The sequence below is a fragment of the Acidovorax sp. GW821-FHT09A11 genome (assembly GCF_059418365.1).
Genome location: NZ_JBWKPS010000012.1, coordinates 124,530 through 146,454, shown reverse-complemented (window position 1 = coordinate 146,454; position 21,925 = coordinate 124,530). Strand labels below are relative to the sequence as shown.

Annotated in this window: 23 protein-coding genes; 15 read left to right on the top strand and 8 right to left on the bottom strand. The window is 69.7% G+C overall.

Annotated features, from left to right (window positions below; translation table 11 throughout):
• From AC07PV_RS22770 to AC07PV_RS22755, 4 genes are all read left to right on the top strand, one after another.
• Positions 1-1,083 (top strand): helix-turn-helix domain-containing protein (locus tag AC07PV_RS22770; protein WP_494631381.1); only part of this gene is annotated, 1,083 nt, incomplete at its 5' end.
• Between the two features lie 120 nt (positions 1,084-1,203).
• Positions 1,204-1,857, top strand: a complete 654-nt coding sequence (locus tag AC07PV_RS22765) for a Vgb family protein (protein ID WP_218297230.1) — start codon at positions 1,204-1,206, stop codon at positions 1,855-1,857.
• Between the two features lie 160 nt (positions 1,858-2,017).
• Positions 2,018-2,830 (top strand): DUF899 domain-containing protein, encoded by an 813-nt coding sequence (locus AC07PV_RS22760; protein WP_494631379.1) that lies wholly within the window; start codon positions 2,018-2,020, stop codon positions 2,828-2,830.
• Between the two features lie 16 nt (positions 2,831-2,846).
• Positions 2,847-3,437, top strand: coding sequence for a hypothetical protein (locus AC07PV_RS22755; protein ID WP_494631377.1), 591 nt, complete (start codon positions 2,847-2,849; stop codon positions 3,435-3,437).
• Here AC07PV_RS22755 and AC07PV_RS22750 read toward each other — a convergent pair whose 3' ends face one another.
• Positions 3,438-3,821, bottom strand: coding sequence for a VOC family protein (locus tag AC07PV_RS22750; protein WP_218297200.1), 384 nt, complete (start codon positions 3,819-3,821; stop codon positions 3,438-3,440). It lies immediately after the preceding gene.
• Positions 3,822-4,077: 256 nt separating this feature from the next.
• On the opposite strand from AC07PV_RS22750, the gene AC07PV_RS22745 reads away from it, so the two are divergent.
• The 8 genes from AC07PV_RS22745 to AC07PV_RS22710 all read left to right on the top strand — a co-directional run bounded on the left by AC07PV_RS22745 (position 4,078) and on the right by AC07PV_RS22710 (position 12,798).
• On the top strand, positions 4,078-4,656 hold the full coding sequence (locus AC07PV_RS22745; protein WP_218339474.1) for a flavin reductase family protein: 579 nt from the start codon (positions 4,078-4,080) through the stop codon (positions 4,654-4,656).
• A gap of 263 nt (positions 4,657-4,919) precedes the next feature.
• A complete protein-coding gene (locus tag AC07PV_RS22740) occupies positions 4,920-6,542 on the top strand; it encodes an ABC transporter substrate-binding protein (protein ID WP_218339511.1) in 1,623 nt (540 codons plus the stop codon).
• A 163-nt stretch (positions 6,543-6,705) separates the two neighbouring features.
• Positions 6,706-7,680: an ABC transporter permease gene (locus AC07PV_RS22735; protein WP_218339473.1), complete on the top strand. Its 975-nt coding sequence runs from the start codon at positions 6,706-6,708 to the stop codon at positions 7,678-7,680.
• A gap of 21 nt (positions 7,681-7,701) precedes the next feature.
• Entirely contained in the window at positions 7,702-8,616 is a 915-nt protein-coding gene (locus AC07PV_RS22730) for an ABC transporter permease (RefSeq protein WP_218297197.1), read from the top strand.
• Complete coding sequence (locus tag AC07PV_RS22725) at positions 8,613-9,596, top strand: ABC transporter ATP-binding protein (protein ID WP_494601088.1); 984 nt, start codon at positions 8,613-8,615, stop codon at positions 9,594-9,596. The genes AC07PV_RS22730 and AC07PV_RS22725 overlap by 4 nt, the downstream gene beginning before the upstream one ends.
• Positions 9,593-10,606 (top strand): ABC transporter ATP-binding protein, encoded by a 1,014-nt coding sequence (locus AC07PV_RS22720; protein WP_218339471.1) that lies wholly within the window; start codon positions 9,593-9,595, stop codon positions 10,604-10,606. The genes AC07PV_RS22725 and AC07PV_RS22720 overlap by 4 nt, the downstream gene beginning before the upstream one ends.
• Positions 10,607-10,652: 46 nt before the next feature.
• The gene (locus AC07PV_RS22715; RefSeq protein WP_494601090.1) at positions 10,653-11,576 is read left to right on the top strand and encodes an alpha/beta hydrolase family protein; all 924 of its coding nucleotides are present in this window, start codon (positions 10,653-10,655) and stop codon (positions 11,574-11,576) included.
• Between the two features lie 91 nt (positions 11,577-11,667).
• Positions 11,668-12,798 (top strand): M20 family metallopeptidase, encoded by a 1,131-nt coding sequence (locus AC07PV_RS22710; protein WP_494596866.1) that lies wholly within the window; start codon positions 11,668-11,670, stop codon positions 12,796-12,798.
• 37 nt (positions 12,799-12,835) lie between these two features.
• Here AC07PV_RS22710 and AC07PV_RS22705 read toward each other — a convergent pair whose 3' ends face one another.
• Positions 12,836-13,591, bottom strand: a complete 756-nt coding sequence (locus tag AC07PV_RS22705) for a tyrosine-protein phosphatase (protein WP_218339468.1) — start codon at positions 13,589-13,591, stop codon at positions 12,836-12,838.
• A 132-nt stretch (positions 13,592-13,723) separates the two neighbouring features.
• On the opposite strand from AC07PV_RS22705, the gene AC07PV_RS22700 reads away from it, so the two are divergent.
• Positions 13,724-14,575: a helix-turn-helix domain-containing protein gene (locus tag AC07PV_RS22700; RefSeq protein WP_492806623.1), complete on the top strand. Its 852-nt coding sequence runs from the start codon at positions 13,724-13,726 to the stop codon at positions 14,573-14,575.
• On the opposite strand, the gene AC07PV_RS22695 is transcribed toward AC07PV_RS22700, so the two are convergent.
• From AC07PV_RS22695 to AC07PV_RS22670, 6 genes are all read right to left on the bottom strand, one after another.
• A complete protein-coding gene (locus tag AC07PV_RS22695) occupies positions 14,536-14,874 on the bottom strand; it encodes a DUF2834 domain-containing protein (RefSeq protein WP_494631375.1) in 339 nt (112 codons plus the stop codon). The genes AC07PV_RS22700 and AC07PV_RS22695 overlap by 40 nt on opposite strands.
• A gap of 149 nt (positions 14,875-15,023) precedes the next feature.
• Complete coding sequence (locus AC07PV_RS22690) at positions 15,024-15,374, bottom strand: DUF4124 domain-containing protein (RefSeq protein WP_494601093.1); 351 nt, start codon at positions 15,372-15,374, stop codon at positions 15,024-15,026.
• A gap of 74 nt (positions 15,375-15,448) precedes the next feature.
• The gene (locus AC07PV_RS22685; protein WP_369643703.1) at positions 15,449-16,054 is read right to left on the bottom strand and encodes a YbhB/YbcL family Raf kinase inhibitor-like protein; all 606 of its coding nucleotides are present in this window, start codon (positions 16,052-16,054) and stop codon (positions 15,449-15,451) included.
• A gap of 115 nt (positions 16,055-16,169) precedes the next feature.
• Positions 16,170-16,949, bottom strand: a complete 780-nt coding sequence (locus AC07PV_RS22680) for a helix-turn-helix transcriptional regulator (protein ID WP_494601095.1) — start codon at positions 16,947-16,949, stop codon at positions 16,170-16,172.
• 110 nt (positions 16,950-17,059) lie between these two features.
• Positions 17,060-17,278: a hypothetical protein gene (locus tag AC07PV_RS22675; protein ID WP_492806628.1), complete on the bottom strand. Its 219-nt coding sequence runs from the start codon at positions 17,276-17,278 to the stop codon at positions 17,060-17,062.
• Positions 17,275-20,202 (bottom strand): DNA topoisomerase III, encoded by a 2,928-nt coding sequence (locus AC07PV_RS22670; RefSeq protein ID WP_494631373.1) that lies wholly within the window; start codon positions 20,200-20,202, stop codon positions 17,275-17,277. The genes AC07PV_RS22675 and AC07PV_RS22670 overlap by 4 nt, the downstream gene beginning before the upstream one ends.
• A 137-nt stretch (positions 20,203-20,339) precedes the next feature.
• On the opposite strand from AC07PV_RS22670, the gene AC07PV_RS22665 reads away from it, so the two are divergent.
• Both AC07PV_RS22665 and AC07PV_RS22660 read left to right on the top strand, forming a co-directional pair.
• Positions 20,340-20,966 (top strand): SET domain-containing protein, encoded by a 627-nt coding sequence (locus tag AC07PV_RS22665; protein WP_218297185.1) that lies wholly within the window; start codon positions 20,340-20,342, stop codon positions 20,964-20,966.
• Positions 20,963-21,838 (top strand): biotin--[acetyl-CoA-carboxylase] ligase, encoded by an 876-nt coding sequence (locus AC07PV_RS22660; protein WP_494631371.1) that lies wholly within the window; start codon positions 20,963-20,965, stop codon positions 21,836-21,838. The genes AC07PV_RS22665 and AC07PV_RS22660 overlap by 4 nt, the downstream gene beginning before the upstream one ends.
• Positions 21,839-21,925 lie beyond the last annotated feature (87 nt).

The window sequence follows — 21,925 nt, the reverse complement described above, 5'->3', positions numbered from 1 at the left end:
CTGCTGCGGCAGGCGGGCCGCGCGTTTGGCGCCCACGAGGCCCGGGCCCGCGCGCGCTGCGCGGTGGCCGAGGCCGAGGTGGCGCTCGCCCTGCGCGACCTGGGCGGCCAGGGCCAGGCACTGCTGGCGGCGGCCGACACGCTGCAGGCCCATGGCGACGCGATCAACGCCCTGCAGGCCCGGCTGGTGGCGGCCCGCAGGCTGATTCTGCTGGGGCGGCTGGCGCAGGCCTCCGCCGCACTCGCAGCCATCCAGGCGGCGGGCCTTCCGGCCCAGCTGCCCGCGCCGCTGGCCGCCGTGGCCGCGCTCACGGCCGCAGAGCTGGCCCTGCGCGCCTTGCACATCGACGCCGCAGACGCCGCGCTGCAGCGGGCCGCCGAGGCGGCCGGCCACGCCGGGGTGCCCGCCCTGGTGGCCGAGGTGGCCCACGCCCGCACGCTGCTCCAGCAGCCCGCGGCCCGCCGCCTGGGGCCGGGCACCGAGCACCTGCTGCAGCTGCGGGACGTGGCGGCGCTGCGCGCAGCGGGCGACACACTGGTGGTGGACGCCTGCCGCCACGGCGTGCAGGCGGGCGGCGCGTGGCACCCGCTGGCGCGCCGGCCGGTGCTGTTTGCACTCGTGCGCGCGCTGGCCCAGGCGTGGCCGGGCGACGCGGACCGCGATACGCTGATCGCCGACGTGTTCCGCACGCGCCACCCCGACGAGACCCACCGCGCCCGCCTCCGCGTGGAAATGGGGCGACTGCGCGCGCTGATGGCACCGCTGGCGGGCGTGGAGGCCACCGCACGCGGCTTCATGCTGCGCCCCCAGGGGGGCCGCGGGGTGGCCGTGCTCGCGCCGCCGGTCGATGGCGCGCAGGGCGCGCTGCTGGCGCTGCTGTCCGACGGCGCCGCGTGGTCCACATCGGCCCTGGCGCTCGCGCTGGGCGACAGCCAGCGCACCGTGCAGCGCGCGCTGGCCGAGCTGGAGGCCGGCGGCCAGGTGCGCGCCATCGGCCAGGCCCGCGCCCGCCGCTGGCTGGCGGCGCCGCTCGTCGGATTCACGACGATCTTGTTACTCCCCACGGCGCAGCCGATTCCCTAAAGTGGCATCACCAACCGTTGAAGGAGCCCAGCCATGACCACCATCACCCGCACCCCACAAGCCCCCCGCGACGCAGCCTGCAGCAGCCAGGTGGGCGACACCCCGCCGCCGCACCGGCAGATGCCCATCGCCTCGCGCCAGCCCGCCCAGGTGGTGCGCGAGTACGGACCGTTCGGCGATGCCGGGGCGGTCCATGGCGTGACGCACGACGGCCAGCGCGTGTGGGCCGCGACGGGCGAGCACCTGGTGGCTTTCGACCCCGCCAGCGGCACCACCGCCCGCACGCTCGACGTGGCGTGCGACGCGGGCACGGCCTTCGACGGCACGCACCTCTACCAGATCGCCGAGGCGCGCATCGACAAGATCGACCCTTCCACCGGCCGCGTCCTGGCCACCATCCCCGCGCCGGGCGGCGGCAACGACTCGGGCCTGACCTGGGCCGAAGGCAGCCTGTGGGTGGGCCAGTACCGCGACCGCAAGATCCACCAGATCGACCCCGCCACGGGGGCCATCCGCCGCACCATCGAGTCCGACCGCTTCGTTACCGGCGTGACCTGGGTGGACGGCGAACTGTGGCACGGCACCTGGGAGGGCGACGAAAGCACGCTGCGCCACATCGACCCCGCCAGCGGTGCCGTGCTGCAGCAGCTGGACCTGCCGCAGGGCATGGGCGTGAGCGGGCTCGAGTCCGACGGGGCCGGCCTGTTCTACGCCGGCGGCGGCAGCAGCGGCAAGGTGCGCGCCGTGCGCCGGCCCGAGGCGCCCCGCGCCTGAACGGGGCGGCCGCGCGCCGCGCCCATCGCCGTGCACCCCACGGGCCCTGCACCGGCGCCGCGCCTTCCGCGCGGGCCGCAGGCCGGGGGCAGGTGCGCCTGGCCCGCCCGCGAGCCCATCCTTCTTCTACGCCACCCGCCACCCCATCGAGGAGTCCTCCATGAACGCCCCCACACAACAACATCCCGTGGTCTCCGCCCGCCAATGGCTGGCCCAGCGCCACACCCTGCTGGCCCACGAGAAGGCGCTGACCCGCCTGCGCGACGAGATCGCCCAGGAGCGCCGCGCGCTGCCCTGGACCCGCGTGGACAAGCGCTACACCTTCGACACGCCCCAGGGTCCGCGCGCCCTGGCCGACCTTTTCGACGGCCGCAGCCAGCTGCTGGTGCAGCATTTCATGTTCGGCCCGGGGTGGGAGCAAGGCTGCCCCAGCTGCTCGTTCATGGCCGACCACCTGGGTGGCATGGAGCTGCACCTGCAGCACCGCGACGTGTCGTTGCTTGCCATCTCGCGCGCGCCGCTGGCCGAGATCGAGCGCTTTCGCGAGCGCATGGGCTGGCGGTTCCGCTGGGTGTCGTCGCACGGCAGCGACTTCAACCACGACTTCGCCGTGAGCTTCACGCCCGAGCAGCGCGCACGGGGGAACGGCGAGGTCTTCTACAACTACGGCATGCAGCCGTTCCCCGCCGAGGAGGCGCCGGGCATCAGCGTGTTTGTGCGCAACGATGCGGGCGAGGTGTTCCACACCTACTCGACCTTCGGGCGCGGCGTCGAGGCCATGATGGGCACCTACCAGCTGCTGGACCTGACGCCGCTGGGGCGCCATGAAACCAACCGGGCCTACCCCATGGACTGGGTGCGCCACCACGACCGCTACGCGCCCGCCGACGCCGCCCGCACCCCGGCCGCTCCGGCTGCGCAGGCAAGCCAGGCCCACCCTGCACCGGGCGCGTGCTGCGCCGCACGGGGCTGAACACCGCCCCACGGCCATGGACACCCTCTGGCCCTGGCTCGCCACCGCCGCACTGGGCGCCCTGCACGGGATGAACCCTGCCACGGGCTGGGGACTGGCGGCGGCCTGGGGCCTGCGGACGCACGACCACGGCATCCCGCTGCGCGCCGTGCTGCCCCTGGCCACCGGGCACCTGGCCTCGGTGGCGCTGGTGGCCGCCACGGCGGTGTGGGGCCTGCCGCTGGCCCGGCCCGTGCTGCTGGCGGTGGCGGGCGGATTGTGCGCGGTGGTGGTGCTGGCCCACCTGCGTGGGCATACCGCGCCGCCCTGCATCCGCAGGCCTGCCGGGCACGCGGGCCTGGCCCTGTGGTCCTTTGGGACGGCCACCGCCCACGGCGCGGGGCTGATGCTGGTGCCCGCGCTGGCGCCGCTGTGCCTGGGCGGTGGCGCGGCAGGGGGCGGTGCCGCATCCACCCCCCTGCTGCTGGCGCTGGCCGCACTGGGCGTTCACACCCTGGCCATGCTGGCGGCCAGCGCCGCCATGGCCGCCGCCGCATGCCGTGGCGTGCAGGGGGCCACACGCTGGCTGCAGCGCCATAAGCGCCGCGCCTGCCGCCCAGTCCGTTGACTACGCCTTTGGGGGGCGGTGCAGCGCGCAGAGCTTGTTGCCGTCCGGGTCGCGCAGGTACGCCAGGTACAGCTTGCCGCCGGGGCCTTCGCGGTAGCCGGGCGGGTCTTCGCAGGTGGTGCCCCCGTGGGCGACACCCGCCGCATGGAACGCATCGGCCTGCTCGGGCGACTGCATGGCAAAGCCGATGGTGCCGCCGTTGGCAAAGGTGGCGGCCTCGCCATTGATGGGGGTGCTGATGCAGAAGGTGCCGGAGGGGCCCCGGTAGAAGTAGCGGTTCTTGTTGGCGACGCCAGGGGGCACACCGATGGTGCCGAGCAGCGCGTCGTAGAACTTTCGGGATACCTCCAGGTCGTTCACACCGACCATCACATGACTGAACATACTTTTTTGTCTCCGCTGGGCCCCGGTGGGGCGGTTGATGGGCGAAGGGATGTTACCGGCTGCGCACCCGCGCGCTGTCGCCCAGCAGACCGTGGCGCGGGCAGCGCCTGCGTGGAGTGAGTGGCCTGCACGGCGCGCGGGGGCACCACCGCCGGCGAATACGCTGCAGCCTGGCATTTTTCAAGCCAAAATGCCCTGGAGCGCACGTTCAATCACCGCCATCAGCTATCAATTGAAGAGCATTCAGCCTCCCGCCATGCCACCCACCGCCCACTTCACCCCCGTCCCCCTCGACAAGGCCTACCGCCTGCTCAACCACGGCCCCACCGTGCTGGTGTCGGCCGCGCACGCCGGCCAGCACAACGTGATGGCGGCCGCCTGGGCCTGCGCGCTGGACTTTTCCCCGCCCAAGGTGACGGTGGTGCTCGACAAGGCCACGCGCACGCGCGAACTGGTGGAGGCCAGCGGCGCCTTCGCGCTGCAGCTGCCCACCGTGCCCATGGCGGCGATGACCGTGGCCATTGGCACCGACAGCGCCAAGACCCACCCCGACAAACTGCGGCAGCACGGCGTGGAGCTGTTCCACGCCCCCGGCCACGCCAATACCCCGCTGGTGCACGGCTGCGCGGCCTGGCTGCTGTGCCGCGCCATCCCCGAGCCGCACAACCAGCAGGCCTACGACCTCTTCATCGGCGAAGTGGTGGCAGCCTGGGCGGACGAGCGCGTGTTCCGCAACGGGCACTGGGAGTTCGACACCGCACCCCAGGCGCTGCGCACGCTGCACTACGTGGCGGGCGGGCAGTTCTATGCGACGGGGGCGTCGGTCGTGGTGTGAAAGGCGCTGTGGCCACCACAGCGCGGCATGAAGGGCAGTGGGCGCCGCCTCCCGGAGAATCCGGTCCATGCGGAATACCCTAGTGGCTCCGGTTCTTTGACCAGATAATATGCATGCATAGCGAATGCGAAGCCGCTGCGCTGCCGTGCCACGGTCAACCGCAGTCCCGGCGCGCTGCGGCAGCGGCGCCGTGCGGCGGCTGCCTTTCGACTTCGCTGCGTGTATCCCCCGGTTGTAGATGAAACAAGGAAGCTGAAATGAACATGGGTTTTCGAAAGACCGTGCTGGCCGTGGCGAGCGGCGTGGTGGTGTCGGTAGGTGGGGCAGGGGTTGCGCAGGCGCAGTCGCTCACCATCGCACTGGCGGCCGAGCCGACCGCGGCCGATCCGCACTATCACAAGATGACGGCCAACGATGCTTTTTCGGCCCATGTCTATGACTCGCTGGTGGCGCGCAACGCCAAGATGGAGCTGATCCCTTCGCTGGCCACGTCGTGGAAGAACCTGGACGACCTGACCTGGGAGTTCAAGCTGCGCCCCGGCGTCAAGTTCTCGAACGGCCAGCCGTTCACGTCCAAGGACGTGCTGTTCACCATCTGCCGCACGCTGAACAACGAGACCAACGTCTCGGAGTCGTACACCGACACCACCAAGCGCATCACCGACGTGAAGACGCCCGATGACCTGACCGTGATCATCAAGACCGTGGCGCCGCTGCCGCTGCTGCCCGCCGAAATGGCGCGTTCATTGCCGATTCTGTGGAGCGGTATTGCCCAGGGCGGCAAGCTCGCGTTCGCACCCAAGACGGGCTGCGGCGTGACCGGCGCCTGGCCGACCGTGACCGATTTCAATACCGGCAAGACCGCCATCGGCACCGGCCCGTTCCTGATGAAGTCCTACGTCAAGGGCACCGGCATCCAGCTGGAGCGCAACGAAGCCTACTGGGGCGAGAAGCCCCACTGGAAGACGGTGAAGATGGTGCCGGTGCCCAGCGCCGGCCCGCGCCTGACGGGCCTGCTGTCCGGTGACTACGACGTGATCGAGAACCCCGCCGCGCGCGACCTGACGCGTGTGAAGGACAACGCCAAGTTCGACTTCGTCGCCACGCCATCGACGCGCCTCGTGTTCCTGCAGCCCGACATCGGCCGCAACCCCAGCCCCCTGGTGAAGGCCGCCGACGGCAAGAACCCGCTGCAGGATGTGCGCGTGCGCCGGGCCATGAACATGGCCATCGACCGCAAGGCCATCGTGCAGCGCATCATGGACGGCATGGCCACGCCCGCCTACCAGTACATGCCCGACGGCATGTTCGGCGCGCTGCCCCAGGCCCCCGAGATCAAGTTCGATCCCGAAGGCGCCAAGAAGCTGCTGGCCGAAGCCGGTTACCCCAACGGCTTCGAGCTGACGCTGTCATCCACCAACGACCGCTACGTGAACGACGCCCAGGTGGCCCAGTCGGTGGCGCAGTACTTCACGCGCATCGGCATCAAGACCAACGTGGATGCGATGACCGCGTCGATCTACTTCCCCAAGCGCGCCAAGCGCGAGTTCAGCCTGCCCATGGGCGGCTGGCCCGCGGAAACGGGCGAGGCGTCGGCGCTGTTCCAGCTGTGGGTGGCATCGCTGGATGCGCCCAAGGGCCAGGGCACCAGCAACTACGGCGCCAACTACAACCCCGAGTTCGACAAGCTGTACCTGCCGGCCGCCGACACGGTGGACCCCGCCAAGCGCAAGGCCGGCCTGGAAGCCGCCACCAAGTTCGCCCTGGACAACGTGGCGCTGATCCCGCTGCACTTCGAGAGCAGCATCTGGGCCTTCAAGAAGGGCCTGAGCTACGAAGGCCGCCGCGACCAGTACACGCTGGCCACCTCGGTCAAGGCCAAGTAAGCCACTGCCGGCCAGTGGACGGATACGGGGTGCGCTTGCGCACTCCGTATTTTTATTTGCCACGCCGCGTTGTCGCAGGCCCGCCATGTCCAGGCCCCCACGCCTTGGCCTTTGCAACGCCACCGTGGCGCGGCTTCCATCCATTTCGCAAGGGGGTGCCTGAGTGCTCGTCTTCATCCTGCGAAGGTTCATGCAGAGCCTTCTTGTCCTCCTGGCGGTGTCGCTGGTGGTGTTCTTTGCGGTGTATGCCGTGGGCGACCCCATCGAACTGCTGGTCAACGCCGAGGCCAGCGAGGCCGACCGCCTGGCGATGATCAAGCGCCTGGGCCTCGACCTGCCCATCTGGCAGCAGTACACGAGCTTCCTGTTCCGCGCGCTCAAGGGCGACCTGGGCACCTCGTTCGTGCACGGGATTCCGGCCATCGAACTGATCGTGCAGCGCATTCCGGCCACGCTGGAGCTGGTGCTGGTGGCGATCACGCTGACCATCGTGGTCGGCATTCCGCTGGGCCTGGTCGCCGGCCTCAAGAATGACAAGCCCACGGGGCGGGGGCTGATGGCGGGCTCGGTGCTGGGTTTTTCGCTGCCCAACTTCTGGCAGGGCATGGTGCTGATCCTGTGTTTCGCCGTGTGGCTGCAGTGGCTGCCCGCCGCGGGGCGTGGTGACACGGTGGCGGTGTTCGGCGTGCCGCTGTCGTTGCTGACGGCGGATGGCTGGTCGCATGTGATGCTGCCGGCCGTGAACCTGGCGCTGGCCAATATCGCGCTGGTGCTGCGCCTGACGGCGACGGGCGTGGTGGACGCCAAGACACAGGAGTACGTGAAATTCGCCCGCGCCAAGGGCCTGAAGCCGCGCCGCATCCTCACGCGCCACATCCTGCGCAACATCCTGATCCCGGTGGTCACGGTGATCGGCATGGAGTTTGGCTCGCTGATCGCCTACTCCACCATCACCGAGACCGTGTTTGCCTGGCCCGGCATGGGCAAGCTGCTGATCGACAGCATCTACCAGCTCGACCGCCCCGTGGTCGTGGCGTACGTGATGCTGGTGACCTTCATCTTCGTGATGATCAACATGCTGGTGGACATGCTGTATGCGGCGCTGGACCCGCGCGTGCAGCTGCAAGAGTCCGAATAGGAAAGCGGGCACAAGCGATTTATGCAAACTCCAGAATCCCCTCCCACTCCCCACGCCCCGTTGACGGAAACGCCGCGCCGCCGGGCCATCCTCAAGCAATTGCGCAGCCGCCCGTCCCTCAGGGGCTCGGCGATTTCGCTGGTCGTGCTGCTGCTGGTGGTGATGCTGGCGCCGTTCCTGGCGCCGCAGAACCCCTATGACCTGGCCGCCCTGGACCTGATGGACGGGCGCCTGCCGCCAGGCTCGGCCAGCATGGACGGCTTCCACTACTGGCTGGGCACCGACAGCCAGGGCCGCGACATGCTCAGCGCCATCCTGTATGGCCTGCGCATCAGCCTGACCGTGGGCCTGGCCGCGGTGGCGCTGGCCACCGTGATCGGCAGCCTGATCGGCCTGCTCGCGGCCTACGTGGGCGGCCTGGTCGACACCGTGCTGATGCGCATCGTGGACTTCATCCTGGGCTTTCCGACCATCCTGGTGGCGCTGGTGCTGCTGGCGATGCTGGGGCGCGGCGTGGACAAGGTCGTGATCGCCATCGTGATGGTGCAGTGGGCGCACTACGCGCGCATCATGCGCAGCCGCGCGCTGCAGGAGCGCCGCAAGGAATACATCGAGGCGGCACAGAACCTGGGCTTTCCGGCCTGGCGCATCATGCTGCGCCACCTGCTGCCCAACTGCCTGGGCCCGGTGATGGTGTTTGCCACCATCCAGATCGCCAACGCCATCGTGCTGGAAGCCACGCTGTCGTTCCTGGGCGTGGGCGTGCCCATCACCGAGCCATCCCTGGGCCTGCTCATCGCGAACGGCTTCCAGTACCTGCTGTCTGGCGACTACTGGATCAGCATGTTCCCCGGCCTGGCCCTGCTGGCCCTCATCCTGGCGATCAACGTGATCGCCGACCGCCTGCGCGCCGCGCTGGACCCGAGAAGCCCATGACAACCCCTTTGCTTGCAGTGCGTGGCCTGCACACCGTTTTTCACACCGAGGAAGGCGCCTGGCCCGCCGTCAGCGGGATCGACCTGTCCATCGGGCCTGGCGAGATCCTGGGCCTGGTCGGCGAATCCGGCTCGGGCAAGTCGGTCACCGGCTTTTCCATCTTCGGCCTGATCGACCCTCCCGGCGAGGTGATCGCCGGCGAGGTGCTGTTCAAGGGCCGGAACCTGCGCGAGCTGAGCGAGGAGCAGATGCGCCAGCTGCGCGGCGACCGCATCGCGATGATCTTCCAGGACCCTCTGATGACGTTGAACCCGGTGCTGCGCATCGAGGAGCAGATGCTCGAGGCCATCCAGACCCATGCCAGCGTGCCGCGCACCCAGGCGCTCCAGCGCTGCGTGGAGGCGCTGGAGATGGTGGGCATCCCCGCCCCGGCTTCGCGCCTGCGCAACTACCCGCACGAGTTCTCGGGCGGCATGCGCCAGCGCGTGGCGATCGCCATCGCCATGCTCAACAAGCCCGAGCTGATCATCTGCGACGAGCCCACCACGGCGCTCGATGTGACGATTCAGGGCCAGATCCTGTACCGCATGCAGGAGATCTGCCGCACGCACGGCACGGCGCTCATCTGGATCACCCACGACCTTGGCGTGATCGCCGAGCTGGCCGACAAGGTCGCGGTGATGTACGCGGGCAAGATCGTCGAGTCCGGCCCGGTGGATGAGGTGCTGGATGCCCCGGTGCACCCGTACACCCGTGGCCTGCTCGATTCGCTGCCCGGCGCCGCCCTGCCCGGCGGACGCCTGCGGCAGATCAGCGGCATGGCGCCGATGCTGGGCAACCGCCCCGCCGGCTGCGCCTTTGCGCCGCGCTGCGCGCACGCCCTGGCGCAATGCGCCACGGGCGAACCGGAGAACACCACGGTGAATGGGCGTACCTACCGCTGCTTTGCCCCCCTCGTTGCCCTGGACCCTGCCGCATGAGCCACACCGCACCACCTCCCGTCATCGAATTGCGCAATGTGTACAAGCGCTTTGTCAAAAGGCAGGACCTGATCGGGCGCGTGTTCGAGCTGGCCGGCAAGAAGCCCGAGCCGCGCACCGTGCATGCCGTCAACGGCGTGAGCCTGGCGATTGCGCAGGGCGAGGTGCTGGGCCTCGTGGGGGAGTCCGGCTGCGGCAAGTCCACGCTTGGCCGCATCGTCGCCGGCCTGCACCGCCAGACCGAAGGCGAACTGCTGTACCAGGGCGCCGCCGTGGACGGCCTGGACCGGGCCGCCAGACTGGCCTACACACTGGGCGTGCAGATGGTGTTTCAGGACCCCCAGGCCTCGCTCAATCCGCGCCAGCGGCTGCACCAGATCCTGGGCGAGGCGCTGCACGTGCACAAACTCGCGCCCGCCGGCGAAATACCGGCACGCGTCGACAGGGCGCTGGCCGAAGTGGGCCTGGCCGCCGAGTACCGCACCCGCCTGCCGCACCAGCTCTCGGGCGGGCAGCGCCAGCGCGTGGGCATTGCCCGGGCGCTGATGGTGTCGCCCCGCTTCCTGGTCTGCGATGAGCCGGTCGCGGCGCTGGACGTGTCGATCCAGGCGCAGGTGATCAACCTGTTCATGGACCTGCGTGCCCAGCACGGCCTGACCTCCCTGTTCATCAGCCATGACCTCGGTGTGGTGCGCCACATCTCGGACCGCGTGGCCATCATGTACCTGGGCAAGATCGTCGAGATCTCGACCACGGCCGAGATTTTTGCGCGCGCCAACCATCCATACACCCAGGCGCTGATGGCCGAGGTGCCGAACCTGGAGCGGCGCAAGCGCGTGTTCGTGCCGATCCAGGGAGAGATTCCCTCGCCACTGAAACCGCCACCGGGCTGCACCTTCCACCCGCGCTGCCCGCACGCCATGGCCCGCTGCCGCGAGGAAGCACCGGCGCTCGAAGCCATCGCCCCCGGCCATTGGTCGGCCTGCCACCTGAACACCGCAGCGGCCTGACAACGGCAATGTCGCCCCGCCTGCTGCCCTGCCCCATTTCTTGCCTATGCCCAACGAACTTCATCTGCAATCGCTGCGCGACGCCGTGCAGCGGGTGGGCCGCCACGCGGTGGACTACAGCAACAGCCCCCTGCCCGGTGGCCGCTCCATCACGCTGAACACCTACCGGCCCGCACATGCCACGGACCACAGCCCCATCGTGCTGGTGCAGCACGGCGTGATGCGCAACGGCGACGACTACCGCGACTTCTGGATGCCCGCCGCCGACGAGCATGGCCTGGTCATCATCGCGCCCACGTTCTCGAACGCGCAGTGGCCCGACGTGGTGAGCTACAACAACGGCAACCTGCTGGCCACCGCCGACCGCGAAGCCCACGCCGACACGGCTCCGGCGAACCCACCCGGGCACTGGTCGTACACCGTCGTGACGCGGCTGGTCGATGAGCTCAAGGCATCGGGCGTGTTGACCACGCAGCCGCTGTACCTGTTCGGCCACTCCGCCGGCGGGCAGTTCGTGCACCGGCTGATGAGCGTGCTCACGCCCGGCACCTTTGCCGGTGTGGCCGCGGGCAACCCCGGCTGGTACACGCTGCCGCTGCTGGAGCTGCCGTTCCCCGAAGGCCTGGCCGGCACCCCCGCGGACACCGGCAGCCTGGCGCGCCTGTTCGCCTACCCGTTGACCATCCTGGCGGGCGACCAGGACATCGCCACGGCCGACGTGCACTTGCCGTCCGAACCGGCGGCACTGCGCCAGGGCCCGCACCGCTATGCCCGCGCGTTGAACTACTACGCCACCGCCCGGGCCGAGGCCGTGCGCCGCGGCCTGCCGCTGGCTTGGCAGCTGCACACCGTGGCGGGCATTGGCCACGATGGCAAGGCCATGTCGGCCGTCTGCGCGCACCTGTGGTTCCACGGCCACCTCCCCGACGCTGCACAACTGGCCCGGCTGGCCGGCGAGCACACGGCCTGACGCCCGCCGCCTGCACCTCCTCGGCCTCAGCCCTCCGTCCTGCGGGAAGCAGGCGGAGCCCCCGAACCACCCTGTCCCACCTTGCACCGCCATGACCACCTCCGCCACGACACAGACGCTCATTGACGGCATCACCGCCTGGATGCAATGCGAGTCACCCACCAGCTCGCCCGCGGGCGTGGCGGCCATGGTGGCCGACATGGCCCGCTATGCCCTGGAAGGCGGACTGCAGGCCACCGTGACGCCACTGGGCGAGCGCGTGGGGCCGCTGCTGCACGTGACCAACCGCGCAGCCGGCGACACGCGCCCCGGGCTGCTGGTCCTGGGCCACTCGGACACCGTGCACCCGGTGGGCACCTTGAGCGACAACCCCTGCCGCATCGAGGGCGACCGCTTCTACGGCCCCGGCGGCTACGACATGAAGGCAGGCATCTACCTGGCCATGACGGCCCTGCGCGACCTGGCGGCCGCCGGCGCCAGCGCGATGCCGATCGACTTCGTGGTCGTGCCCGACGAAGAAACCGGCAGCCACGCTTCGCGTGTGCACATCGAGCGTTTTGCGCACAATGCCCGCTACGCCCTGGTCTGCGAGCCTGCCCGTGCCAATGGCGGCAGATGCGTGACCGCGCGCAAGGGCACGGGCATGCTGCGCCTGGGCGTGAAGGGCCAGGCGGCCCATGCGGGCGTGGCGCATGAAAAAGGCCGCAGCGCGATCCGCGAAATGGCGCACCAGATCCTGGCGCTGGAGGCCATGACCGACTACGCGCGCGGCGTGACGGTGAGCGTGGGCACCATCGAAGGTGGCACCGCCACCAACACGGTGCCGGCGCAGTGCCGCTGCGTGGTGGACTTTCGCCTCCCCGACCTGCAGGCCGCCGACGAGCTGGTGCACAAGATGCAGGCGCTGCGCCCGGTGGGCGCGGACATGGAACTCGACATCGAGGTCGAGGTGAACCGCCCGCCCATGGTCAAGAGCGAGGCCGTGGTGGCCCTGCTGGACCGCGCCAAGGCGTCGGCCCGGCATGCGGGCTTCGCGCTCGAAGATGCGCCCATGACCGGCGGCGGCAGCGACGCCAACTTCACCTCGGCCCTGGGGGTGCCCACACTCGACGGGCTGGGTGCCGACGGCGACGGCGCCCACACGCTGCAGGAACACATCCTCGTCTCGACCCTGGAGGCGCGCCTGAACTTCTGGCGCCATCTGCTGGCGCACCTGGCGTAAGGGGGGCGATTCCCTGGCGGGCGCCTGAAAGGCGGCGTCAGGGCTGTTCGAGGTAGCGGGCGGCCAGCGCCTGCCGGGCCGCCGCGCTCACGCCCAGCACGTCGCGCAGGTAGGCATCGACGCCCTGGAACTCGGTGTCCACCATGTGCAGGGCTGCATTGAGAAACTCCTCCTGCACACGCCACAGCACGGCCAGCACTTCGTCGGGCGCGTGGCTGGCCAACCCCTCGGGGCGGCGGTAGAGGGTGTTGGTGAGCAGGTAGTCCTGCATCACCACCTCGCGCGGCACGCCCAGCGCCAGCAGGATGAGGGCGGCGGCAAAGCCTGTGCGGTCCTTGCCCGCGGTGCAGTGGAACACCAGCGGGGTGGCGCTGCCTTCATCGAGCAGCAGGCGGAACAGCTCGGCAAATCGATGCGCGTTGTCGTGCACAAAGCCCCGGTAGGTGTCCTGCATCAGCGCCACGGCGTCTTGCGCGGTGAGCTGGCGGCCGGTGCGCTGCAGTTCCAGCGCGCGCTGCACCACCGTGGGCTCGATGGCCAGCGGGTGGTAGCTGATGCCCGGCAGCGCGTAGGCATACGCGGCGCTTTCGGCCTGGCCGCGAAAGTCCACCGCGCGGGCCACGCCCAGCTCGGCCAGCAGGGCCCGGTCCTGCGCGGTGAGGCCCGCCAGGTGGTCCGAGCGGAAGATGCGCCGCCATTTGACGGTGCGCCCGCCATGGCCGGCGTAGCCGCCCAGATCGCGGAAGTTGGTGGCCCCGGCCAGGGGAAGGGAGCGGGTGGGTGCTGACTGCATGTTGCGTGGCGGGGGATGCGGTGGTGGGCTGGTGAAGCGGAAAGGATAGCCGGGCGGTGCGGCAGGCGCATGTCGCGCGCGTGGCTGGACGGGTGTTCCTGCCAGCACATCGCCGGTGTGCAGAATCCGGGCATGCAGCGTCTTGTGCCCCTCCCCTCCGATCTACAGCCCTGGTTGATGGCAGCGGTGGTGATCGATGCCCCTGCGGAACTGGCGCAGTCGCATTTCCCGGCGATGGTGTCGAGCATGCTGGTGGTGCGGCTGGCCGGGCAGGTGCGGTGCCGGGGCGCGCTGGTGCCGCCGTCGGCCTGGATCAGCGCCAGCACCACGGCCACGGTGTACGAACACGGCGGACCGGTGCGGGCCGTGGGGCTGGTGCTGCAGCCTGAGGCCGCCGCGGCGCTGTTTGGCAGTGCACGCGGGCTGGTGAACACGCTACGGCCGCTGGCGGAACTGGTGGGCCCGCAATGGGCAGAGGTGGAGCATGGCGTGCTGGCGGCGGCAGACGATGCCACACGGCTTACGGTGCTGCACCAGTTCGTCCGGCAGCTGGCCGCACCGCCGTCGCCTTGTGATGCATGGCGGCGGCAAGCCCTGGCCTTGCTGCAGGCGGCCAGCGCCGACGCCACGGGCGCGGAATCAGGCCACCAGCGCATGGGCCTGGGCCAGCGGCAGTTTGAGCGGCGCTTTGCGGCGCACTGGGGCATGGCGCCCAAGCAGTTTCAGGTGATTGCGCGGCTGAACCGCACGCTGGGCAACGCCCTCGCCGCGCCCGGCGGCCCGGTGGTGGACCTGGCCGCCGGCCAGGGGTACTACGACCAGTCGCACATGGGGCGCGATGTGCGCAGGCTGGCGGGCCACCCGCTGCAGGCTCTGGTGCAAGGCACGCGCAGCCCGCTCACCGCGCACTGGCCCTTGCAGATCGGCGCGCAGGCCCTGCCGAATCAGCCTGCCCCACCCTTGGAGCCCACGCGCAAGCGCTGAGCCAGGTAGAGCGGCATCACAAACGCGAGGCCAATGCAAAAGCAGGCCGCGATGTAAGCCCAGCGCCACGCACCCAGGCTGCGGTCTGCCGCCACCCAGGCCGAGAACGCCACGGCGGCCAGGTACACGTCGAGGGTGATGCCGGTGGTGAGTGCATTGGCAAACGCATCCCGCCAGAAGACATCGGGCATCACGCTGCCGCCCGCCAGAAAGTACACCCCATTGAAGTACCAGGGGACGGCCAGGCCCACGAGGGCCAGCAAAAGAAAAAAGCTGCGCAGGTGTGTGTGTTTTTGCATCGGTGCATGCGGCCCCCCAAAGAAAAGGAGAGAGGCCCTGGGTAGTGAATCAATGCACCGATTGAATCCGCGCAGCCCCCGGGCAGGCTAGGAAAAAAGCGACATGCCTCACACCGGCGGGCCTGCCGCTGCCCGCCACCTTCATGAACTTACTGCGCGCGGGGCAGCGAGGTCACGGCGCCATCCACCGGCAGCTCCTGCGTGCCCTTGGGGCAGGGCTGGTCGGTGTAGGTGGTGCGGCCGTCCTTCACGCACTTGCGCGGCTGCGGGGCCGCGGGCTCGGACGCGCCGCCGTGCGCAGCGCGGGCTTGTGCGGCGGGCTGCTGTTTGCCGGGCGGCAAGGTGTCGGGGCCGGGGCGGGTGATCTTCTTCCAGGCCTGCTCGGTCCACGGCCCGGCGTGGGGCAGCCACTGGTCGGCCGTCCACCATGCGGCGGCTGTGGCGGCCAGCAGCAATGCGGCCAGGAGGGACCAGAGGGCTCGTTCGCGGGTGCTGCGCATGGGGTGGGCCTGTGGCGGGGTGGTGGGCGACCACCAAGCTTAAAACATCGCATCGCCCACCGGGCCACGCCCTATCACGGCTGCTGCTTCCCTTTCGCCGCAGGGCGCCCATAGCGCGCCGTGAGCGTGGCCTTGCCCAGGCTGTGGGCGTTGATCATGTAGCCGGCCAGCGCAGCGGTGGCGTCGGCAGGCAGGTCCAGGCGCGGCACCTTGAGCGCGTGCACGGTGAAGATGTAGCGGTGCGGCACATCGCCTTCGGGCGGGCAGGCCCCGCCCCAGGCGGCCACGCCATAGTCAATGCGCACATGGCTGGCGCCTGCGGGCAGCTTGGCGCCGCCAGCAGCACCCGCGTCGGACCGCAGCTCGGTGGTGCTGGCGGGGATGTTGACCACCGACCAGTGCCACCAGCCCGAGCCGGTGGGGGCATCGGGGTCGTAGGCGGTGACGGCGAAGCTCTGGGTGCCAGCAGGCGCGCCGCTCCAGCGCAGGGCGGGTGATTGGTTGTCGCCCGCACAGCCAAAGCCCTTGAACTCGAAGCGCTGGGGCAGTGTGCTGCCTTCGGCAAAGTCGGGGCTGGTGAGCGCGAAGGCCTGGGCGTGGGCGGCTGGGGCCAAACCGATCGTGGCGAGTGCCGCGATGGCGGTGCCAACGCGAAGGGGGCGTGAAAGTGGGTGGGGCATCTGAAAAGCTCCTTGCAGTAGCGGTGTGAAACAAGGGCTTGATGGTGCTGCGCGCCGCGCCTTCGCATTGGCCCGGTGGCGTCAATGGCTGTGCGCTGCGCGTCAGCCGCAGGAATCAGGGCCGCAGCTGCGAGGGCGGAAAGCCAAAGCGTTCGCGGAAGGCCGCGCTGAAGCGGCTGTGCGACTCGTAGCCGCAGCGCGCAGCGATCTCGGACACCTGCAGCGCGGAGCTTTGCAGCAGCACCAGCGCCGTCTCCAGCCGCACGTCGCGCAGGCACTGGCTCACGGTTTCGCCCTCTTGGGCCAGGCGGCGCTGCAGGGTGCTGGCGCTGATGGCAAAGGCCTTGGCGATGCGTTCGAGCGTCCAGTCGGCCTGGGGGCTCGGGCCCACCAGGCGGCGCACACGTTCGGCCCAGCCCAGCTCGCCGGGCGGGGCGAAGACGATGCCCGCCTCGGCCAGCATCAGCAGCACTTCGAGCGCGCGGTGTTCGCGCAGCGCCTGCGAGCTGGCATCGCTCTCCAGCGCGGCCACGGCGCGCATATAGCTGTCTTCAAAGGCGGCGTCGGCCGCGAGGCCCGCGCAGCCTTGCACTGGTGGAATGGCCGCGAACTGGCCGAACTGCCGGTGGAACTGCGCCACCAGCTCGGGCGCGAAACACAGCAGCCGCGCCACATAGCGGCCTTGGGGTGCCGGGTCGTTGACCACCTCCCACTGCGCGCCTCGCGGCAGCACGAACACCCGGCCGCTGGGGTAGCGGTGCCCGCCGCCGGGCGTGACCAGGTGCTTGGTGCCCGACACCACCCAGCCCACCGAATCCATGCGCACGGTGACGGTGTGGATGCGGTGCTGCACCGTGGTGGCGATCTGCAAGGACAGCGCGGGTTCGCCCATCATTCTTTCCCCAGCGGTTCAGGGTCCATCATCGACCGTGGGGGCGGAAAGGCTGGCTCCGCGCAGGTTCGGCAGGTTCAGCGGGGACGGCCTGCAAGGCAGCACACCACGCGTCAGCGCGTGCGCTCCCGCGATACGCCCACATCGATATCGCCAAACACGGTGACGCCGCTGGCGCCCTGCGGTTGCTGCGGGCTCGCGGGGTCGCTGGAGCGCGCAGAACCTGTCGTGCTGCTGCAGCCGCCCAGCGCGCCAACGACCGCGAGAGCCACCAGCGCGGTGCGCCAGAAGCCCCACACAGGCGATGCTGCGGATGCTGCGCGTGGCTTCATCCTTCGCCACCCAGGTGGTTGCCCAGAATGCCCGCCAGCTCGAACATGCCCGCGCTGTTCTTGCCAAACACGGCGCGCAGCTTGTCGTCGGCGATGATGGTGCGCTTGTCCTTGGGGTCCTGCAGGTTGTTTGCCTTGATGTATTCCCACATCTTCTTGACGGCCTCGGGCCGGGCCACGGGCTCGGCGCCGATCACGGCGGCCAGGGCGGCGCTGGGGGCCTTGCCGGCTGCGGCCTTGCGCGGTGCCTTGGCAGCGGCGGTCTTGGTGGCCGGGGCTTTCTTGGCGGCGGCAGGTTTGGCGGACTTTTTGGCTGCAGCGCTTGTCTTTCCAGCCTTGGCAGCTACTGTTTTTGCAGCAGCGCCTGGGCGCGGCGGGAACTTGCTCGGTGCGAACTCGAAGTTGACCTTGCCCGCCTCCTTGTCCCACGCCAGGTGGGCCTTGAAGGCGCGGCGCGTGCGCATGCTCACGAACTTGTCGAGCAGGTCGGTCTTGCCCGTTTCCAGCAGCTTGTGCATCTGCTCGCGCTCCACGGGCTGCTGCAGGATGATCTTGCCGCTCTTGAAAGTGCAGCTGGGCGTGGGCTGCGCGGCGGTGGGCACGGCCTTGCTGCACACGTAGTTGCTGCCGTGCTCGTGCACTTCCGATCCGCAGATGGGGCAGGGGCCGAGCGCGGCGTCTTCAAACTCCACGAGCTCGCCAGACTCCTCGCCCTTCTTGTCGTCGCCAAAGTCGAATTCGAGCTTGTAGTTGTGCGCCTCGTCGTCGTACTTGATGACGATCTCGGAGGTGAAGGGCCAGCCCGCCTTGGAGCGGAAACCCTCCAGCGGGCCGATCTTCTTGTCGCGCAGCAGGGCGTTGGCCTCGGCCGTCTCGAAGGTGCGGCCCGCGGGCGACTTGCCGAAGCTGAAGCCGCAGCCTTCCGCACCAGGCTTGCCCACGCAGGCAAAGCGGCGGTAGTTTTCCTTCACCGTGCCGCCGCAGTTGGGGCAGGGCGATTCAAGCGTGGCGTAGTCGCCGGGGATGGTGTCGCGGTCGTATTCCTTGGCCTTCTTGACCATGCGCTCGGTCATGGCGGCGATGTCGGCCATGAAGGATTCGCGGCTGAGCTGCCCCTTTTCCATCTGCGAGAGCTTGAACTCCCATTCGCCGGTCAGGTCGGCGCGGCACAGTTCCTCGACCTCCAGCCCGCGCAGCAGCGTCATGAGCTGGAAGGCCTTGGCCGTGGGAATGATTTCGCGGCCTTCGCGCAGCATGTACTTTTCGGTCAACAGGCCTTCGATGATGGCCGCGCGCGTAGCGGGCGTGCCCAGGCCTTTTTCCTGCATGGCTTCGCGCAGCTCGTCGTCGTCGATCTGCTTGCCGGCGCTTTCCATGGCGCCCAGCAGCGTGGCTTCGGAGTAGCGGGCGGGCGGCTTGGTCTTGAGGCCCTTGGGGTCGGCTGCCAGGGTGCTCACGCTTTCGCCGGGCTTCACGGGCACGAGGTTCTGGCCCTTGTCGCCGTCCTTGCCACCTTCCACCTCATCGGCGGCTTCCTTGCCGTAGATGGCCAGCCAGCCGGGCCTGACCAGCACCTTGCCTTCGGTCTTGAAGCTGTGGGGCGCCACCGTGGAAATACGGGTGGTGACGGTGTATTCGGCGCTCGGGAAGAACACCGCCATGAAGCGGCGCACGACCAGGTCGTACAGCTTCTGCTCGGCGTCGGAGAGGCCGCTGGGGGCCTGCAGCGTGGGGATGATGGCAAAGTGATCGCTCACCTTGCTGTTGTCGAAGATGCGCTTGGACGGGCGCACGTAGTTATTGTTCAGCGCGGTGAGCGCGTGCGGCGCCAGGTGCCGCATGCCGCTGTCGGCCAGCATCTCGAAGGTCTGCTTTGCCACCGGCAGGTAGTCCTCGGGCAGCGCGCGCGAGTCGGTCCGCGGGTAGGTCAGGGCCTTGTGGCGCTCGTACAGGCTTTGCGCCAGCGCCAGCGTGGTCTTGGCGGAGAAGCCGAACTTGCCGTTGGCCTCGCGCTGCAGGCTGGTCAGGTCGAACAGCAGGGGCGACGCCTGCGTGGTGGGCTTGCTCTCTTCGGTGACGGTGGCCTGCTTGCCGCGCACGGCGTTGGCGATGGCCGTGGCTTCTGCAGCCGACCACACGCGGTCCGCGCGGGCTTCGACGTCTTCGCTTTTCTTCCACTTGGGGTCGAACCACTTGGCGGGGTACTCGCCGGCTTCGGCGCCGAAGGTGGCGTGGATTTCCCAGTAGTCGCGGCTGATGAACTTGCGGATCTTTTCTTCGCGTTCCACCACCAGCGACAGGGTGGGCGTCTGCACCCGGCCCACGGTGGTCAGGAAGAACCCGCCATCGCGCGAGTTGAACGCCGTCATGGCGCGGGTGCCGTTGATGCCCACCAGCCAGTCGGCCTCAGACCGGCTGCGGGCGGCGTGGGCCAGGCCCGCCATCTGCTGCTCGGTGCGCAGGGCGTCGAAGCCGTCGCGGATGGCCTGGGGCGTCATGGACTGCAGCCACAGACGCTTGACGGGCTTGCCCAGCGGCTTGGCGCCGCCGGCGTACTGCTCGATCAGGCGGAAGATCAGCTCACCCTCGCGGCCCGCGTCACAGGCGTTGATGAGTTGCGTCACGTCCTTGCGCTTGGCCTGCTTGACCACCGCGTTCAGGCGCGTCTTGGTCTTGTCCACGGGCTTCAGGTCAAAGTACGGCGGGATCACGGGCAGGTGGGCAAAGCTCCATTTGCCGCGCTTCACGTCAAACTCTTCGGGCGCCTGGATCTCCACCAGGTGGCCCACGGCGCTGGTGACCACGTAGCGGTCGTTCTCGAAGTGGTCGTCGTGCTTGTCGAACTTGCCCGCCACGGGGGTGAGCGCGCGCACGATGTCCTGCGCCACGGAGGGTTTCTCTGCAATTACCAGGGTCTTGGTCATTTGGGGCTCTTGCCTGTCATCGTCGTCGTTCGTTCTGAGCGCCCGGTTCCGGCCCGGTCGCTCCTACAATTCGGGTTTCGCGCGCATACACGCGCACGCACACATGTGTGCACTATCAAGTTAACAGAGTTTTTGCCATGCCCCGCTTTGCCTCGCCCGCCGCCCCCACCGCCGCACCGGGACGCCGCATCCAGACCCGGCGCTCGGGCGTCCATGGCAACGGCGTGTTCGCCGCCCAGGACATCGCCGAGGGCGAGGTGCTGGTGGAGTACACCGGCGAGGTCATCACCTGGCAGGAGGCGCAGGACCGCCACCCGCACGACCCCCTGCAGCCCAACCACACGTTCTACTTCCACGTGGATGAAGACCGCGTGATCGACGCAAAGTTCGGCGGCAATTCCTCGCGCTGGATCAACCACAGCTGCAACCCCAACTGCTACGCCGACGAACGGGACGGCCGCATTTTCATCACGGCGCTGCGCAATATCAAGGCGGGCGAAGAGCTGAACTACGACTACGGGCTGATCATCGAAGAGCGCTACACGCCCAAGCTGAAGGCGGAATACCCCTGCTGGTGCGGCAGCGACAACTGCCGCGGCACGCTGCTCGCGCCCAAGCGCGGCTGGGCGCCGCCGGTGCCGCGCAGCCCCGCCAAGGCGGCCACGAAGCCCGCCCTGCCCGCCAAACCGACCAAAACCGCCAAGGCCACCCAGCCAGTCCCAGGGAACCTCCAGCCCGGCGCCCGGAAAGGCCGCCGCCAGTGACCACCGCCCCCATCCGCTGGCCCGCCGAGGCCGTGTGGGAGGCGGTGTCACCGCTGTTACCCGGTTTTACCGTCGAGGTGCTGCCCAGCATCGACTCGACCAACACCGAACTCATGCGCCGCGCCCGCGCCGGCCAGTGCGAGCCCACGCTGCTCGTGGCCGAGCAGCAGACCGCCGGTCGGGGCCGCATGGGGCGGGCGTGGCAGAGCGATGTGGGATCTTCGCTGATGATGTCCCTGGGCCTGCCGCTCGCGCCGCGCGACTGGTCGGGGCTGTCGCTCGCCGTGGGCGTGAGCGTGGCCGAGAGCCTGCAGCCCGTGCTGCCGCCGCTGGGTGCGGGCCAGGCCGCCCGCGTGGGCCTGAAATGGCCCAACGACCTGTGGCTGGGCGGCGCGGGTGGCGACCGCAAGCTGGGCGGCATCCTGGTCGAGACGGCCAGTTTCGTGGCGCTCCAGGGGGCCGCGCCGTCCCCGCAGGGGCCAGCCGGCACGGCGCGCTACGTGGTCGTGGGCATCGGCATCAACGTGCTGCCGCGCGGCAGCGAAGGCATGAGCATGCCGCCGGGCAGCCTGCAGGACGTGGAGCCCGGCCTGGACGCACCCGCCGCCCTGCTGCGCATCGTGCCGCCGCTGATCGGCATGCTGCGCTCGTTCGAAGGCTACGGCTTTGGCCCCATGCAGCCACGTTTCGCGGCCCGCGACGTGCTGCAGGGCCGTGCCGTGGCCCTGAGCGACGGCACCGCGGGCACGGCCCACGGCGTGGGCGAGGACGGCGCGCTCCTGGTGCACACGGCCGGCGGCATGCAGGCGATCACCAGTTCGGAGATCAGCGTGCGGCCCAGCGCCGTGCAAGAGCTGGGGAGCCCCCCCTGAGCCGCGCCGTGCCTCTCCATCGGGGCGGAGGCTGCCCGTCGTGGCCTGGCGACGCCTGTTCCATGGCGGCCCTGGCCCTGGGCGGGC